This is a genomic window from Microbacterium sp. sgz311019, assembly GCF_056135325.1.
The window spans coordinates 573,066-588,571 of record NZ_JBWAXO010000001.1; the positions used below are offsets into that span (position 1 = coordinate 573,066).

The 15,506-nt window shown below is 69.7% G+C and carries 14 protein-coding genes; 4 read left to right on the plus strand and 10 right to left on the minus strand.

All coding sequences use genetic code 11. From position 1 onward, the window contains the following. Nucleotides 1–2 precede the first annotated feature (2 nt). The gene (locus tag AC0NZN_RS02730) at nucleotides 3–737 is read right to left on the minus strand and encodes a lysophospholipid acyltransferase family protein (RefSeq protein WP_474590723.1); all 735 of its coding nucleotides are present in this window, start codon (nucleotides 735–737) and stop codon (nucleotides 3–5) included. A gap of 23 nt (nucleotides 738–760) precedes the next feature. Continuing rightward, nucleotides 761–1,696, minus strand: a complete 936-nt coding sequence (locus AC0NZN_RS02735) for an ROK family glucokinase (protein ID WP_474590724.1) — start codon at nucleotides 1,694–1,696, stop codon at nucleotides 761–763. A gap of 107 nt (nucleotides 1,697–1,803) precedes the next feature. On the opposite strand from AC0NZN_RS02735, the gene AC0NZN_RS02740 reads away from it, so the two are divergent. Next, nucleotides 1,804–3,636, plus strand: coding sequence for an AMP-dependent synthetase/ligase (locus tag AC0NZN_RS02740; protein WP_474590725.1), 1,833 nt, complete (start codon nucleotides 1,804–1,806; stop codon nucleotides 3,634–3,636). A 59-nt stretch (nucleotides 3,637–3,695) separates the two neighbouring features. On the opposite strand, the gene def is transcribed toward AC0NZN_RS02740, so the two are convergent. Genes def through AC0NZN_RS02755 form a run of 3 tightly spaced genes read right to left on the minus strand, consistent with a single transcriptional unit; the run spans nucleotide 3,696 to nucleotide 9,800 of the window. Next, on the minus strand, nucleotides 3,696–4,184 hold the full coding sequence (gene def / locus AC0NZN_RS02745; protein WP_474590726.1) for a peptide deformylase: 489 nt from the start codon (nucleotides 4,182–4,184) through the stop codon (nucleotides 3,696–3,698). A gap of 4 nt (nucleotides 4,185–4,188) precedes the next feature. Beyond that, nucleotides 4,189–6,339 (minus strand): MinD/ParA family ATP-binding protein, encoded by a 2,151-nt coding sequence (locus AC0NZN_RS02750; protein WP_474590727.1) that lies wholly within the window; start codon nucleotides 6,337–6,339, stop codon nucleotides 4,189–4,191. 53 nt (nucleotides 6,340–6,392) lie between these two features. Then, nucleotides 6,393–9,800 carry a pyruvate carboxylase gene (locus AC0NZN_RS02755; RefSeq protein WP_474590728.1) on the minus strand — a complete coding sequence of 1,136 codons (3,408 nt, stop codon included), beginning with the start codon at nucleotides 9,798–9,800 and terminating at the stop codon, nucleotides 6,393–6,395. A 73-nt stretch (nucleotides 9,801–9,873) separates the two neighbouring features. Between AC0NZN_RS02755 and AC0NZN_RS02760 the strand changes: the two genes are divergently transcribed. After that, entirely contained in the window at nucleotides 9,874–10,686 is an 813-nt protein-coding gene (locus AC0NZN_RS02760) for a ParA family protein (protein WP_474590753.1), read from the plus strand. 58 nt (nucleotides 10,687–10,744) lie between these two features. Here the strand turns inward: AC0NZN_RS02760 and AC0NZN_RS02765 are convergent, their stop codons facing one another. The 3 genes from AC0NZN_RS02765 to AC0NZN_RS02775 all read right to left on the minus strand — a co-directional run bounded on the left by AC0NZN_RS02765 (nucleotide 10,745) and on the right by AC0NZN_RS02775 (nucleotide 12,593). Then, nucleotides 10,745–11,290, minus strand: coding sequence for a MerR family transcriptional regulator (locus AC0NZN_RS02765; protein ID WP_474590729.1), 546 nt, complete (start codon nucleotides 11,288–11,290; stop codon nucleotides 10,745–10,747). A gap of 110 nt (nucleotides 11,291–11,400) precedes the next feature. Next, nucleotides 11,401–12,099: a transcriptional regulator FtsR gene (gene ftsR / locus AC0NZN_RS02770; protein ID WP_474590730.1), complete on the minus strand. Its 699-nt coding sequence runs from the start codon at nucleotides 12,097–12,099 to the stop codon at nucleotides 11,401–11,403. Next, nucleotides 12,099–12,593, minus strand: a complete 495-nt coding sequence (locus AC0NZN_RS02775) for an FHA domain-containing protein (protein WP_474590731.1) — start codon at nucleotides 12,591–12,593, stop codon at nucleotides 12,099–12,101. The genes ftsR and AC0NZN_RS02775 overlap by 1 nt, the downstream gene beginning before the upstream one ends. A 182-nt stretch (nucleotides 12,594–12,775) precedes the next feature. Here AC0NZN_RS02775 and AC0NZN_RS02780 point away from each other — a divergent pair, with 182 nt between their 5' ends. Continuing rightward, complete coding sequence (locus AC0NZN_RS02780; RefSeq protein ID WP_474590732.1) at nucleotides 12,776–13,129, plus strand: hypothetical protein; 354 nt, start codon at nucleotides 12,776–12,778, stop codon at nucleotides 13,127–13,129. Between the two features lie 56 nt (nucleotides 13,130–13,185). On the opposite strand, the gene AC0NZN_RS02785 is transcribed toward AC0NZN_RS02780, so the two are convergent. Beyond that, on the minus strand, nucleotides 13,186–13,593 hold the full coding sequence (locus tag AC0NZN_RS02785) for a four-helix bundle copper-binding protein (RefSeq protein ID WP_474590733.1): 408 nt from the start codon (nucleotides 13,591–13,593) through the stop codon (nucleotides 13,186–13,188). Nucleotides 13,594–13,817: 224 nt separating this feature from the next. Here AC0NZN_RS02785 and lpdA point away from each other — a divergent pair, with 224 nt between their 5' ends. Then, nucleotides 13,818–15,215, plus strand: coding sequence for a dihydrolipoyl dehydrogenase (gene lpdA / locus AC0NZN_RS02790; RefSeq protein ID WP_474590734.1), 1,398 nt, complete (start codon nucleotides 13,818–13,820; stop codon nucleotides 15,213–15,215). A 64-nt stretch (nucleotides 15,216–15,279) separates the two neighbouring features. Here the strand turns inward: lpdA and AC0NZN_RS02795 are convergent. Continuing rightward, on the minus strand, nucleotides 15,280–15,506 hold a 227-nt coding region (locus tag AC0NZN_RS02795; protein ID WP_474590735.1), incomplete at its 5' end, for an integrase core domain-containing protein.

Genomic DNA, 15,506 nt, shown 5'->3' on the forward strand with positions numbered 1-15,506 from the left:
TGCTACGACGCGGACTCGGCGCTCGGCGAGGGCGCGGGGGACGGAGCCGCAGACGCGGCGCCCCTCGTGCGGGACTTCACCGTGGAGGCGTACACATCCTCGTACTCCTGGGCGCCGATGCGCTGCAGAGCGACCATGATCTCGTCCGTCACGGAGCGCAGCACGTGGCGATCGCCCTCCATGCCCTGGAAGCGACTGAAGTCGATCGGGTCTCCGATGATGATGCCCACGCGCCCGACTCTCGGCACTCGCCTGCCGATCGGCATGACCTCGCCGGTGTCGACCATGATGACCGGGATGACGGGTACCTGCGCCTCCAGAGCCATCCGCGCGATGCCGACCCGGCCGCGGTACAGCTTGCCGTCCGGGCTGCGCGTGCCCTCGGGGTAGATGCCGAGCAGCTCGCCGCGGCCGAGCACCTGCAGGCCTGCGTTGAGCGACGCCTCGGACGCCTTCCCGCCGGAGCGGTCGATCGGGAGCTGACCGGTGCCCTCGAGGAACAGCCGCGTGGCCCAGCCCTTGATGCCCTTCCCGGTGAAGTAGTCGCTCTTCGCGAGGAACGCCATCGGCCGGTCGATCAGGAGCGGAAGGAAGATCGAGTCGGAGAACGACAGGTGGTTGCTGGCCAGGATCGCCGCACCGTCCGCGGGGACATTGCGCCGCCCGACGATCCACGGACGGAAGATCGCCTTCACGATCGGCCCGATGATGATGTACTTGAAGATCCAGTAGGCCATGGCGGTGCTCCGCTCCGTTGTGCTCAGTCGGTCTGGGCGGCGAGGTCCGCCACCCCGATGAGCCCCGCGTCGTTGACGAGCTGCGCGATCGCGAACGACGCGGAGGGGCGCTCACCCGCGCCGGGGAGCGTCGCCTCGTATGCGGCCCGCATCGGATCGAGCAGCGCATCGCCGAGCTGTGCAACGCCCCCGCCGATGACGAACAGCTCGGGGTCGAGCACCGCGGTGAAGCTCGCACAGGCCTCGCCGAGCGCGCTCGCGACACGGGTGATCGCCTCGATGGCGCCCGGGTCTTCCTCGAGCACGAGTCGCGAGACCGCGGTGCCCGGGATCTCGCCCTTCTCCGCACGCACCTGGGCGAGCCGGGCGCCGATGCCGCCGGCATCCGCGATCTCGTTCGCCTCGCGCTGGAGGGCACGGCCGGATGCATACATCTCGATGCAGCCGCGCTGGCCGCAGCCGCACAGGAGGCCGTTGCGGACGTGCCGCACGTGGCCGAGCTCCCCGGCGATGCCGTTCCCGCCGCGGAAGAGCTTGCCGCCCGTCACGATCGCGCCGCCGACGCCCGTGCCCATCGTGAGCATCACCATGTCGTGGGTGCGCCGACCGGCGCCGAAGCGGAACTCCGCCCATCCCGCAGCGTTCGCATCGTTCTCGAGCGTGATCGGCATCGACAGCCGGTCCTGAAGCTGGTCGCGCAACGGGGTGTCGTGCCAGTCGATGTTCGGGGCATGCAGGATGACCGCGCGGTCGCGGTCGATGAAGCCCGCGGCCGCGACGCCGACAGCCGCGATGTCGTGGTGCTCGCCGAAGTGGCGCACCATGGCGGCCACGGCATCCGTCAGCGCGTCCGGGTCTGCAGGAGTGTCGACGCGAAGCTTCTCCAGGATGCTTCCGCCGGCGTCGACGACGCCTCCTGCGATCTTCGTTCCGCCGATGTCGATTCCGACTGTGAGCACCGCTGAAGTCTAACGGCGCAGCCGCCCCCCGCTGCTCTGGGGCCTCCGGGAGCCTGTCATAGACTCGATACGCCACCGCACGGAGCGGTACCGAAGGAGTTGCCGAAGTGAGCGCCGTCCAGTTCGAAGTGCCCGCTGTCGTCCCGGCCGACCCGAGCGCCAACATCACCGACCTGCTCGCCGAGCGGGTGAAGGAGACGCCGGACCGGGCCCTGTTCGCCGTTCCCGACGGCGACGGCTGGAAGGACGTGTCGGCCGCCGAGTTCCAGCGGCAGGTCGTCGCGCTGGCCAAGGGGTTCGCCGCCGCCGGCATCGAGCCGGGCGACAAGGTCGGCTTCATCGCACGCACCACCTACGAGTGGTCGCTCGTGGACTTCGCACTCTTCTACGCGGGCGCCGTGATGGTTCCCATCTACGAGACCAGCTCCACCGCGCAGATCACGTGGTGCCTGTCCGACTCCGGCGCGGTGGCGTGCATGACGGAGCTGCCGTCGCACGCCGCGCGCCTCGCCGAGGCCATGGGCGGCCTCCCTCTCGTGCGCACGACGTGGTCGATGGCGGAGGGAGCACTCGACGCGCTCGTGGCGGCCGGCGCGGACGTTCCCGACGCCGAGATCGAGCGCCGCCGCACCATCGCGAACGGTGCGGACATCGCCACCCTCATCTACACGTCGGGTTCGACCGGGCGCCCGAAGGGCTGCGTGCTCACGCACGCCAACTTCGTCGAGCTCTCGCGCAACTCCGCGGTCGCGCTGTCCGAGGTGGTGCATATGCCGGGCGCCTCGACCCTCCTGTTCATCACGACGGCTCACGTCTTCGCGCGGTTCATCTCGATGCTCGCGATCCACGCCGGCGTGAAGACCGGGCACCAGCCCGACACGAGCCGCCTCCTGCCCGCTCTCGGCACCTTCAAGCCGACGTTCCTCCTCGCGGTCCCGCGCGTGTTCGAGAAGGTCTACAACTCGGCCGAGCAGAAGGCGGAGTCCGGCGGCAAGGGCAAGATCTTCCGCGCGGCCGCGAACACCGCGGTGGAGCACTCGACGCTGCTGCAGGAGGGCAAGCGCATCCCGCTCGTGCTCAAGCTCAAGTTCGCCCTCTTCGACCGCCTCGTCTACAAGACGCTGCGCGCGGCGATGGGCGGCAACGTGTCGTACGCCGTCTCGGGCTCGGCGCCGCTCGGCACGCGCCTCGGCCACTTCTACCACTCGCTCGGCATCACGGTGCTCGAGGGCTATGGCCTCACCGAGACCACGGCGCCGGCGACGGTGAACCTGCCGACCAGGTCGAAGATCGGCACCGTCGGCCCGGTGCTGCCGGGCGTCGGCATCCGTCTCGCCGAGGACGGCGAGATCGAGGTGCGCGGCATCAACGTCTTCCGCGAGTACTGGCACAACGAGGCGGCCACCGCGGACGCGATGGATGACGGATGGTTCCGGACGGGCGATTTCGGCTCGTTCGACGACGAGGGCTTCCTCACGATCATCGGGCGCAAGAAGGAGATCATCGTCACCGCCGGCGGCAAGAACGTCTCCCCCGCACTGCTCGAGGATGCGATCCGCTCGAACCCGGTCGTCGGCCAGGTCGTCGTCGTCGGCGACCAGCGCCCGTTCATCGGCGCCCTCGTGACGCTCGACGCCGACATGCTTCCCACCTGGCTCGCCAACAACGGTCTGCCTGCCGACATGTCTCTCAACGACTGCGCGGCCAATGCGCAGATCCGCGCTGAGGTGCAGCGCGCCATCGACGGTGCGAACAAGCTCGTGTCGCGCGCCGAGTCGATCCGCAAGTTCACGATCCTGCCGACGCAGTGGACCGAGGACAGCGGCCATCTCACCCCGAAGATGAGCATCAAGCGCCACGTCATCCTGTCGGACTACTCGGGCGCGGTCGATGAGCTCTACAACGTGCCCGTCAAAACGACGAACAACGCCATCGGCTGAGCCCACCCAGCAGGACGGCGGTCGGCTCAGCCGACCGCCGTTCTTTCACCTGTGCATGCTCACCAGGTCGCTTCGCGGATCTCGCGCATCGCCACGCGGCGGCGTTCGGGATCGAGCCGGTCGAGGTACAGCTTGCCCTCGAGGTGGTCGGACTCGTGCTGCAGCGCCTGCGCCAGGAGACCCTCGCCCTCGATGATGATCTCGTTGCCGTCGAGATCGATGCCGATGACCTTGGCGTGCGGATAGCGCATCACGTCGTGCCACAGCCCCGGGACCGAGAGGCATCCCTCGCCGGTGAGTGCGGGCTCGCCGCTGACCTCGACGAGCACGGGGTTCAGCACGTAGCCGATGTCGCCGTCGATGTTGTAGCTGAAGGCGCGCACGCCGACGCCGATCTGCGGCGCCGCGACGCCCGCGCGGCCGGGCAGCTCCACGGTGTCGACGAGGTCGCGCACGAGCGCGCGCACGCCGTCATCGATGCGATCGACGGGCGCGCTGGCAGAGCGCAGCACGGGGTCGCCGAAGACGCGGATGGGGCGGACCGCCATGGCGTCAGGCCGCCGCGTCGAGCGAACGCAGTCCCTCGATGATCGTCGCCGCCAGCTGGCGCGCCGCCTCGCGCGTCGCGGGCTGCAGCTCGCGGTACGAGATCGCGGTGCCGGCGCCGATGTGCGGGTCGTACGGCATGCGCACCACGGCACGCACGCGCGAGCGGAAGTGCGCCTCGAGCTCGTTCGGGAGCACGAGCGGCGAGCCGGGACGCGCGTTGTTCAGGACCACGACCGCGCGGCGCACCTTGTCCGCGAAGCCGTTGGCTTCGAGCCACGTCAGGGTCTCGGACGCGAGCCGTGCCTCATCGACGCTGAGGCCGGCGACGATGACGAGCTCGTCGGCCATGTCGAGCGTCGCGCCCATGACGGAGTGCACGATGCCGGTTCCCGTGTCGGTGAGCACGATCGAGTAGTAGTGCGCGGCCACAGCCGCGACATCGCGATAGTCGTGGTCGCTGAATGCCTCGGAGACGTGCGGGTCGGCATCCGACGAGATGATGTCGAGGCGCGTCTCATCGCGCGCGACGATCGTCGAGATGTCGTTGAAGCCGTTGACCGAGCCGCGCAGGCGCGCGAGGTCGCGGACCGTCCGGCCGCTCGTCCGCGCGATGCGCTCGGCCAGCGTGCCGCGGTCCGGGTTGGCGTCGATCGCGATCACCCGGTCGTCGCGGGCGTCGGCGAGTGCCATCCCGAGCAGCGTCGTGATCGTCGTCTTGCCGACGCCGCCCTTGCGGGACACGACCGGCACGAAGCGCGCGCCGCCGGCCAGCGGCGCGGCGATGCGACGATCGAGCTCCTTGCGCGCTCGGGCGCGCTTGCCGTCGCCGAGGTTGATGCGGCGCCCCGAGATCGAGTACACGAAGTGCTGCCATGTGCCCTCCGGCTCGGTGCCCCCCACCTTCGAGTGGTCGAGAAGGCGATCGGCGGTCAGCAGGTCGGCGCTCTCGCGGTCGGGCTCGAACTCTCCGACGCGCTTCGACGCCAGCGTGATCTCGGTCGGGTGCACGGTGACGCGCTCCGTCTGGTGCACGCGCTCCATGTCGCTCGCCGCGGCGGCGGGCTGCTGGACCGGGACGGCGCCCGTCTGGCGAAGTGCCGAACGCGTCAGCGAATCAGTCCTCGGCTTCTGTTCGTCCACGGAATCCCCCTCGTCCTCGGCGGCGACCTCCACCGGCGCCTCATCGGCAGCCTCGGGTCCATCCGCCTGCGTCGAATCCCCATCGACGGCGTCGGTCTCGCTGATCTCATCTTCGACGCCGGCGTCGAACCCGTCCAGACCCGTCACATCGGCGACCGGCGCGATAGCCACGTGGTCCTCAGCCAGGGCGAGGTCTTCGGCGACGACCTCGCCGTCCTCCGCATCGTCGAGGACCTCGGGCTCGAAAGGCGCGTCCGTGAGTCCGCTCACATCGAAGCCCGCGGCGGCGAAGGCCGCGTAGGCGTCGATGGCCTCGTCCGCGTCGTCGGCGTGGTTCGCCCGGTCCAGAGCGGCGTCATCGGAGTCGACCGGCTCGAGGCCGACCTCCGTCATGTCCTCTGCCGCATCCAGGTCGGGCTCGGACTCGTCGACCGGCTCGGCGGCCATCGTCTCCGCGGCGGGGGCGGGCTCGGTGTCGACGTACTCGACGGCGGCCTCGACGGCCTCGGCGGAATCGACAGCCTCGACCGCCTCGACCGCCTCGACAGATTCGATGGCGGCATCCTCCGCGGCATCCTGGCCGTCATCGTCGTGGCCGGCGGTACCGACGTGCTCGGCCGACGCCTCGTGATGGATGGCCAGCGGCTCCTCCTCGACGACCACGGCATCGAAGCCCTCGTCCTCGAGCACGATCTCGGCCACCACGACCTCGATGTCCTCGGTCTGAGCGGTGGCGTCGTCGGAGGCGTCCGCCGATTCGTCGATCGCGCCGGGCAGCGGCGGGGCATCGAGGTGGATGTCCTGCACCGCGATCTCGTCGGCGACGATGTCGTCGACGACATCGTCGCTGTCGAGGTCGTCGTCCTCGGAGCCGACGGGCATGCTCACGCTGACGTGGGCGGTCGATCCGAAGATGGCGATTCCGGTCGTGTCGATGCTGCCGGTGGCGCTCAGAACACCGTTCTCGTCGTCGTCATTGACGTCGGGCGTGTTGTCATTGCGGTCAGGACTCACTGGTGAGTTCTCCAGAAGGGTCGGGGCCGTCGGGTATCGGGCCGCCCTCCAGGCTACTGCGCATTGCGGATGGCGACCAAAAGGTCGCCCGCATCCACCTGCTGCGTCCCCGTGGTGACGACCCGCTCGACGACACCCGCGACGGGGGCGTTGATGGCGGCCTCCATCTTCATGGCCTCGATGGATGCCACGGCCTGTCCGGCTGCGACGTGGTCTCCGACGGAGACCTTCACGGTCACCGCGCCCGAGAACGGCGCCGCCACGTGGCCGGGCACCGACGGGTCGGCCTTCTCGGCCTGGCGCACCTCGACATCGACCGAGCGATCCCGCACGAACACGGGCCGCAGCTGGCCGTTGAGCGTCGTCATGACGGTGCGCATGCCCTTCGCGTCGGCCTCGCCGATGGCCTCGAGCCCGACGTACAGCTGGACGCCCCGCTCGATCTCGACGACGTGCTCGGTGCCGGGCGCGAGGCCGTACAGGTAGTCCGCCGTGTCGAGGACGCTGAGGTCTCCGTAGGTCTCACGCGCCTGCGCGAACGCCCGCGTCGGCACCGGGAACAGCAGCTGGTTGAGCATCGCCCGGCGCGTGGCCGAGTCATCGTGCAGGGCGTCCTCCTCCGGACCGGTGAGCGGAGTGGTCCCGATGCGCACGTCACGGCCCTGCAGCACCTTCGTCCGGAAGGGCTCGGGCCAGCCGCCGGGCAGGTCGCCGAGCTCGCCGGCCATGAAGCCGACGACCGAGTCCGGCACGTCGTACCGCTCGGGGTGCTCCGCGAAGTCGGCCGGGTCGGCGCGCACGGCGGCGAGCGCGAGAGCGAGGTCGCCGACGACCTTCGAGGAGGGCGTCACCTTGGGCACGCGGCCGAGGATGCGGTCCGCGGCGGCGTACATGTCCTCGATGAGCTCGAAATCGTCGGCCAGGCCGAGGGCGATCGCCTGCTGGCGCAGGTTCGACAGCTGCCCGCCGGGGATCTCGTGGTGGTACACGCGGCCGGTGGGGCCCGGAAGGCCCGACTCGAACGGGCGGTACAGGCGGCGCACGGCCTCCCAGTACGGCTCGAGGTCGGACACGGCCGCGAGCGACAGGCCCGTGTCGCGCTCGGTGTGCGCCAGAGCGGCGACGAGCGCCGAGAGGGAGGGCTGGCTCGTGGTGCCGGACATCGGGGCGGCCGCGGCATCCACCGCATCCGCCCCCGCCACGCTCGCCGCGAGGAGCGTCGCGAGCTGGCCACCCGCGGTGTCGTGCGTGTGGACGTGGACGGGCAGGTCGAAGCGCTCGCGCAGGGCCGACACGAGACGGGATGCCGCACCCGGCCGCAGCAGGCCCGCCATGTCCTTGATCGCGAGGATGTGGGCGCCGGCGTCGACGATCTGCTCCGCCAGACGCAGGTAGTAGTCGAGCGTGTAGAGCTCCTCGGCGGGATCGAGGAGATCGCCCGTGTAGCAGACCGCCACCTCGGCGACAGACGTGCCGGTCGCGAGCACGGCATCGATCGCGGGCCGCATCTGCGACACGTCGTTGAGGGCGTCGAAGATGCGGAAGATGTCGATCCCGGATGCGGCGGCCTCGCGCACGAACGCGTCGGTGACCGCCGTCGGATACGGCGTGTAGCCGACCGTGTTGCGGCCGCGCAGCAGCATCTGGATGGCCACGTTCGGGAGGGCCGCGCGGAGCTTGTCGAGCCGCTCCCACGGGTCCTCGGCGAGGAAGCGCAGCGCGACGTCGTAGGTCGCGCCGCCCCATGCCTCGACCGAGAGCAGCTGCGGCGTCAGACGCGCCACGTACGGCGCGACGGCGACGAGGTCCCTCGTGCGCACCCGGGTGGCGAGCAGCGACTGGTGCGCGTCGCGGAATGTCGTCTCGGTGACGGCCAGCTCGGTGCGCGAGCGCAGATCCGCGGCAAAGGCGGTCGGGCCGAGCTCGAGGAGGCGCTGGCGCGACCCGGCGGCCGGCGTCGTCGACAGGTCGATGGCCGGCAGCTTCAGCCGGGGCTCCGTCGTCAGCGGGTTCTCGCCGTGGGGCTTGTTGACCGTCGTGTCGACGAGCCAGGTCAGCACCTTCGTGCCGCGGTCCTTGGACTCGCGGCCGCGCAGCAGCTCGGGGCGCTCGTCGATGAACGAGGTGCTGATGTCTCCGGCGAGGAACGCCGGGTCGTCGAGCACGGCCTGCAGGAACGGGATATTGGTCGACACCCCGCGGATGCGGAACTCGGCGAGAGCGCGACGCGCCCGGGTGACAGCGGCCCCGAAGTCGCGCCCGCGGCAGGTCAGCTTGGCGAGCATCGAGTCGAAGTGCGGACTCACCTGCGCGCCCGCGGCCGTCGTGCCGCCGTCGAGGCGGATGCCCGCGCCGCCGGGCGACCGGTAGGTCGTGATCTTGCCGGTGTCGGGGCGGAAGCCCTGGCTCGGGTCCTCGGTGGTGATGCGGCACTGGAGGGCCGCTCCGCGCAGGCGCACCGCATCCTGCTGGAGACCCAGCTCGGCGAGCGTCTGACCGGCGGCGATCCGCATCTGCGACTGCACGAGGTCGACGTCGGTGACCTCCTCGGTCACGGTGTGCTCGACCTGGATGCGCGGGTTCATCTCGATGAAGACGACCTCGCCGGTGCGCGGGCCCGCGGTCTCGAGCAGGAACTCCACGGTGCCGGCGTTCTGGTAGCCGATGGACCGCGCGAAGGCGACGGCGTGCCGATGGAGGGCGTCGCGCACGTCGGGGTCGAGGTTCGGCGCGGGCGCGATCTCGATCACCTTCTGGTGGCGGCGCTGGACCGAGCAGTCGCGCTCGAAGAGGTGGATCGTCTCCCCCGTCGCATCCGCGAGGATCTGCACCTCGACGTGCCGCGGCCGCAGCACGGCCTGCTCGAGGAACATGCGCGGGTCTCCGAATGCACTGTCGGCCTCGCGCATCGCCGCCGCGAGCGCCGCGGGCAGCTCGGACTTCGACTCGACGCGGCGCATGCCGCGCCCCCCTCCGCCGGCGACGGCCTTGGCGAACAGCGGGAAGCCGATGTCATCGGACTGGGCGAGGAGCTCGTCCACGTCAGCGGAGGCCTCGGTCGAGCGCAGCACGGGCACGCCCGCCGCGATCGCGTGGTGCTTCGCCGTGACTTTGTTGCCCGCCATCTCCAGGACGGATGCCGGCGGCCCGATGAACACGATGCCGTTCTCGGCGGCCTTCGCCGCGAGATCGGGGTTCTCGGACAGGAAGCCGTAGCCCGGGTAGATCGCATCGGCGCCCGCCTCGCGGGCGACACGGATGATCTCGTCGACGTCGAGGTAGGCCCGGACAGGGTGGCCCTCGGTGCCGATCTGATAGGCCTCGTCCGCCTTCAGCCGATGCAGCGAATAGCGATCCTCATACGGGTAGACGGCCACCGTGCGGGCGCCGAGCTCGAAGGCGGCTCGGAATGCTCGGATGGCGATCTCACCGCGGTTCGCGACCAGGATCTTGCGGAACATGCGGACCTCACAGCTGGCGTGGGGGCGGACGCTGAGTGTGCTCTCAGCCTACGGGACGGTAACGTAGGTGACCGTGCACGTCCTTTCCGTCAGCTCGCTCAAGGGCGGTGTCGGCAAGACGACCGTGACTCTCGGACTCGCGTCAGCGGCATTCGCCCGCGGTGTCCGCACGCTCGTCGTCGACCTCGACCCGCAGTCCGACGTGTCCACCGGAATGGACATCCAAGTGGCCGGTCGCCTGAACGTCGCTGACGTTCTCGCGAACCCGAAGGAGAAGACGGTCCGCCAGGCCATCACCTCCAGCGGCTGGACGAAGGTCCACCCCGGCACCATCGACGTCATGATCGGCAGCCCGTCGGCGATCAACTTCGACGGCCCGCATCCCAGCGTGCGCGACGTGTGGAAGCTCGAAGAGGCTCTCGCGGCCGTCGAGGCGGACTACGACCTCGTCCTCATCGACTGCGCCCCGTCGCTGAACGCCCTCACGCGCACCGCGTGGGCGGCGAGCGACCGCGTGGTCGTCGTGACCGAGCCGGGCCTGTTCTCCGTCGCTGCGGCCGACCGCGCGCTGCGCGCGATCGAGGAGATCCGCCGCGGCCTCTCTCCGCGCCTGCAGCCGCTCGGCATCGTCGTGAACCGCGTGCGGCCTCAGTCCATCGAGCACCAGTTCCGCATCAAGGAGCTGCGCGACATGTTCGGCCCGCTGGTCCTGTCCCCTCAGCTGCCCGAGCGCACGTCGCTGCAACAGGCGCAGGGCGCGGCGAAGCCGCTGCACATCTGGCCCGGCGACTCCGCTCAGGAGCTCGCGGGCGACTTCGACGCTCTGCTCGACCGCGTGATGCGCACGGGCCGCATCCCGGCCCCCGAGACTCCGACCGGGGCATAACCGCCCCCACCGCGGTCAAGCCCCGAGAGTCGACTCTCGGGGCTTCGTCTTTCCGGATTCAGGCGGAGCGCTTCGCGCGGCGTGCGGCGAGCTCGTCCACCGCGTCCACCGTCTGCGGGTCGAACTCGACGAGGCTCGTCTCGACCTCGTGCAGCACCTTGCCGACGGCGATGCCGAACACGCCCTGACCGCGGCTCACGAGATCGATGACCTCGTCGTTCGACGTGCAGAGGTACACGGAGGCGCCGTCGCTCATGAGCGTGGTCCCGGTGAGGTCGCGGATGCCGGCGGCCCGCAGCTGCTCGACCGCGACGCGGATCTGCTGCAGTGAGATGCCGGTGTCGAGCAGACGCTTGACCAGCTTGAGCACGAGGATGTCGCGGAAGCCGTACAGGCGCTGCGTTCCCGACCCGCTCGCGCCGCGGACGGTCGGCTCGACGAGCTCGGTGCGGGCCCAGTAGTCCAGCTGGCGGTAGGTGATGCCGGCCGCCTTGGCAGCCACGGCGCCGCGATAGCCGACCTCGTCGTCCATGAGCGGCAGACCGTCGGTGAAGAGAAGATCGTCCACGAAATGCGGCTCGCCCGATGCGTCATCTGCGCCCATCGTGTGCTCCTCCCCCCACTGGATTCGACTCTGTCAACGGTAGAGGAGCCCCGCCCCTCCGACAACGACCCCGCCTCTCGGCGTGTCGTCGGACGCGTGCCGCGAACGACTCAGCCGAGCATCTTGTCGACCGCCGCACGCACGAAGATCCCGCGCAGCTCGTCGAGCCGGTTCGACAGTTCGGGCGCGAGCTCGCTCGCCCGAGCGCGGGACGCCGCATCGGTCCGTCGCAGCAGCGGCGCGAGCGCCGACGCGACGAGCGCCGCCTGACGGTCGGCGGACTGCACGAGCGTGCGCACGTGACGCGGCTCGATGCTGTGCCGGTCGAGAGCCACGAGCACGCGAAGCGTCGCCAGCTGCTGCTCGTCGTACGCGTCGGTCGGGGGAAGGATGCCGGTGCTCACGGCGTCGTTCAGCAGCTGTGCGGAGGCGCCGGCCACGGCGAGCAGCTCGTCTCGACGGTAGCGGCGCGGAGCCGGGACGATCGACGGCGGTGCGGCCAGCGGCGCGGGATCGCGTCCGGCGTCGAGGTCGTCGAGATACTCGCGGATGACGACGAGCGGAAGGTAGTGGTCGCGCTGCAGCGTGAGGGCGAGACGCAGGCGCTCGACATCCTCGTGCGTGAACTTGCGGTAGCCCGACTCGGTGCGCCGCGGCGTGATGATTCCCTGTACCTCGAGGAAGCGCAGCTTGCTGCTGGTGAGCTTCGGGAACTCCGGACCGAGCCGAGCGAGCACCTGTCCGATGCTGAGAACGGTGCTGCGACCGCCGGCTGCCGCGGAGCGGCCGCCTGCCTGCATCGCCGTCATCAACGACCTTGTGCCTGCTGCAGGTCTACGGGCGAGACGAAGAAGTTGAGGCGGAACTTTCCGATCCGCACCTCGGCGCCGTTCACCAGGGCCGAGCGGTCGACGCGCTCGCCGTTGACGTACGTGCCGTTGAGCGAGCGCTGGTCGACGATCTCGAAGGCTGCGCCCTCGCGGGTGACCTCCGCGTGCCGGCGCGAGACGGTGACGTCGTCGAAGAAGATGTCGGCTTCGGGATGGCGGCCGACCGTCGTGACATCGGCATCCAGCAGGTAGCGGGCGCCGGCCGTGGGACCCGAGCGCACGATGAGCAGTGCCGCACCGCTCGGGAGAGCCTCGATCGCCTCGAGCTCGGCATCGGTGAGATCGGCGCCGAAGGGCACGAACGACAGGTCGGAATCGTGCCCGAATGTCTGCGTCGTGTCGTTCAGCGGACCGGCCGGGCGCTCGGCCGACCGGCGGATTCCTCCGCTGTCCGTCTGGCGGTTCTCGTCCACGTCCACCCTCCCTCTCCGTTTCAGACTATCGGATCGATCCGCGGGCGAAAGGCTTCGGATCGCGGCATCCGTCCGACATCCTCAGGACGCGATGTGTTTCGGTGTGTGTCGCCCGAGATGACCCGGAACGAGCGCCGCCCTAGCCTGATGTGGGTAACGACCCTATTCAGAAGGAGCACATCGTGTCCACCTCGCACAGCCGCATTCCGCCCCTCGAGGTGCGTGAGCGTGCGGAGTGCATGTGCGACCACGGGTCGACCTGCTCCTCGTACGAGCCGGGTCACGCGGTGCACCTGATCCAGGCCCGCCTCGCATCGGCCACGCCGTCCGACTGGATCGACGCGGTGGTCGAGGCGGTGGATCCGGTTGCGGGCACCCTCGTGCTGCGCACCGTCGCCGACGCCGCGCCGATCCTCGTGTGGAACGGCGCCGGTGCGGCACGCGCACTCGAGCCGGGCGCGCCGGTCGCGCTGCACGGGCGCTACCACGTGCTGGCCGACGGGCGTCGCCGGTTCAACGTGCTCCGCGACGCGTAGACGGTACTCGCGACAAGCGAGGCCGCGTAGGCGCGCGGACATTCGGCGATGGCGACTCAGGCCGCCATCATGATCGAGTCCTTGACGGCCGCGCAGGCGTCCATGCACGCCTTACAGGCCTGCGCGCACATCTTGCACACCGCGCTCATGTCCGCGTGGTCCATGCACTCGTCCATGCAGGTCTGGCACATCGCGATGCACGCGTCGAGCATCGCCATCATGCTCGCGGGGGTCATGCCCTGCATCCGCAGCATCGCCCGCATCATCATGTTGCACATGTCGGCGCAGTTCATGCAGGCGGGCGAGCACCCGTCCATCAGCTGAACCGCGCAGACCGTGCATGCCTGCTCGCACGCCGAGCAGGCGTCCATACACGCCTGCATGACGTCCATGTCCAGTGCCGTGTCCATGCCGGGCATCATCATCATGTCCTTGGACATCATGTCCATCATCATCGCGTCCATGCCCACTCCGTTCTCTCCGACCGACCGGGCCGGTTCCGGTCGATCGCTGTCAACGGCGGGCAGTCCGCCGCTGCCGCCCATGGTAGGCGCGGGGCCCGGTCGACGGAAGAGCGGGGGGCCGTTCCGGATGCCGTTCGCCAGGCGTTCACACAGGGCGCCACGGCGGCCTCCGGACGGCTGACCGGGCCCGCTCGGAGCCCGATTCCGACCGATAGGCTGGAAGTATGCCTCACTACGACGTCGTCATCCTCGGCGCGGGCCCCGGCGGTTACGTCGCGGCCGTGCGCAGCGCTCAGCTCGGCCTCTCCGTCGCCGTCATCGAAGAGAAGTACTGGGGCGGCGTCTGCCTCAACGTCGGGTGCATCCCCTCGAAGGCGCTGCTGAAGAACGCCGACCTCGCGCACACGTTCCACGCGAAGGCCGACCTCTTCGGGATCTCGGGCGACGTGCACTTCGACTTCGGCGTCGCGCACGACCGCAGCCGCAAGGTGTCCGAGACGCACGTCAAGGGCATCCACTTCCTCATGAAGAAGAACAAGGTGACGGAGTACGACGGGCGCGGGACGTTCGTCGACGCCCACACGATCGACGTCGCGAAGAACGACGGCACCTCGGAGCGCGTCACTTTCACGAACGCGATCATCTCCACCGGCTCGACGGTGCGGCTGCTTCCGGGCGTGCAGCTCAGCCAGAACGTCGTCACGTACGAGGAGCAGATCCTCACGCGCGATCTGCCCGGCTCCATCGTCATCGTCGGCGCGGGCGCGATCGGGATGGAGTTCGCTTACATCCTCAGCAACTACGGCGTGACGTGCACGATCATCGAGTTCCTCCCCCGCGCCCTCCCGAACGAGGACGAGGAGGTCTCGAAGGAGATCGCCCGCCAGTACAAGAAGCTCGGCGTCGAGATCCTGACCTCGACCAAGGTCGAGTCGGTCACCGACCACGGCGATCGCGTCACCGTCGCGTACACCGCGCAGGACGGCACCGCCGGTTCGATCGACGCCGACAAGGTGCTCATGTCGATCGGCTTCGCGCCGAACGTCGAGGGGTTCGGCCTGGAGAAGACGGGCGTCAAGCTCACGGAGCGCGGCGCGATCGACATCGACGACCACATGCGCACGAATGTCGAGGGCATCTACGCCATCGGCGACGTCACCGCGAAGCTGCAGCTCGCGCACGTGGCAGAGGCGCAGGGCGTCGTCGCGGCGGAGACGATCGCAAACGCCGAGACCATGCCGCTCGGCGACTACCGCATGATGCCGCGCGCCACCTTCTGCAACCCGCAGGTCGCCTCGTTCGGCCTCACCGAGCAGCAGGCGCGCGACGCCGGCTATGACGTGAAGGTCGCGAAGTTCCCCTTCTCCGCCAACGGCAAGGCGAACGGCCTCGGCGAGCCCGTCGGCTTCGTCAAGGTGATCGCCGACGGGGAGCACCTCGAGCTGCTCGGAGCCCACATGATCGGCCCGGACGTCTCGGAGCTGCTCCCCGAGCTCACGCTCGCGCAGAAGTGGGACCTCACCGCCCTCGAGGCCGCGCGCAATGTGCACACCCACCCGACGCTGTCGGAGGCCGTGCAGGAGGCCTTCCACGGCCTGGCGGGCCACATGATCAACCTCTAAACTCGACGGAAGCACTCGACGCCGCCCCGACCGAAGCCGGGGGCGGCGTCGAGTCCGTTGAGGGCTAGCTGTTCTTCCCCGTGAGGTTGTGAACGCGTTGGGCGGGGGTTGAGCCTTCGAGCGCGGTGTGGGGTCGATGGTGATTGTAGTGATGCAGCCAGTCGTTGTAGGTCGCGGCGCGGGCGGCGTCTGAGGGGTAGGTCTGGGCGTAGGCCCACTCGGTCGCGAGCGTGCGGTTGAAGCGCTCGACTTTCCCGTTTGTCTGCGGCCGGTAGGGGCGGGTGCGGCGAT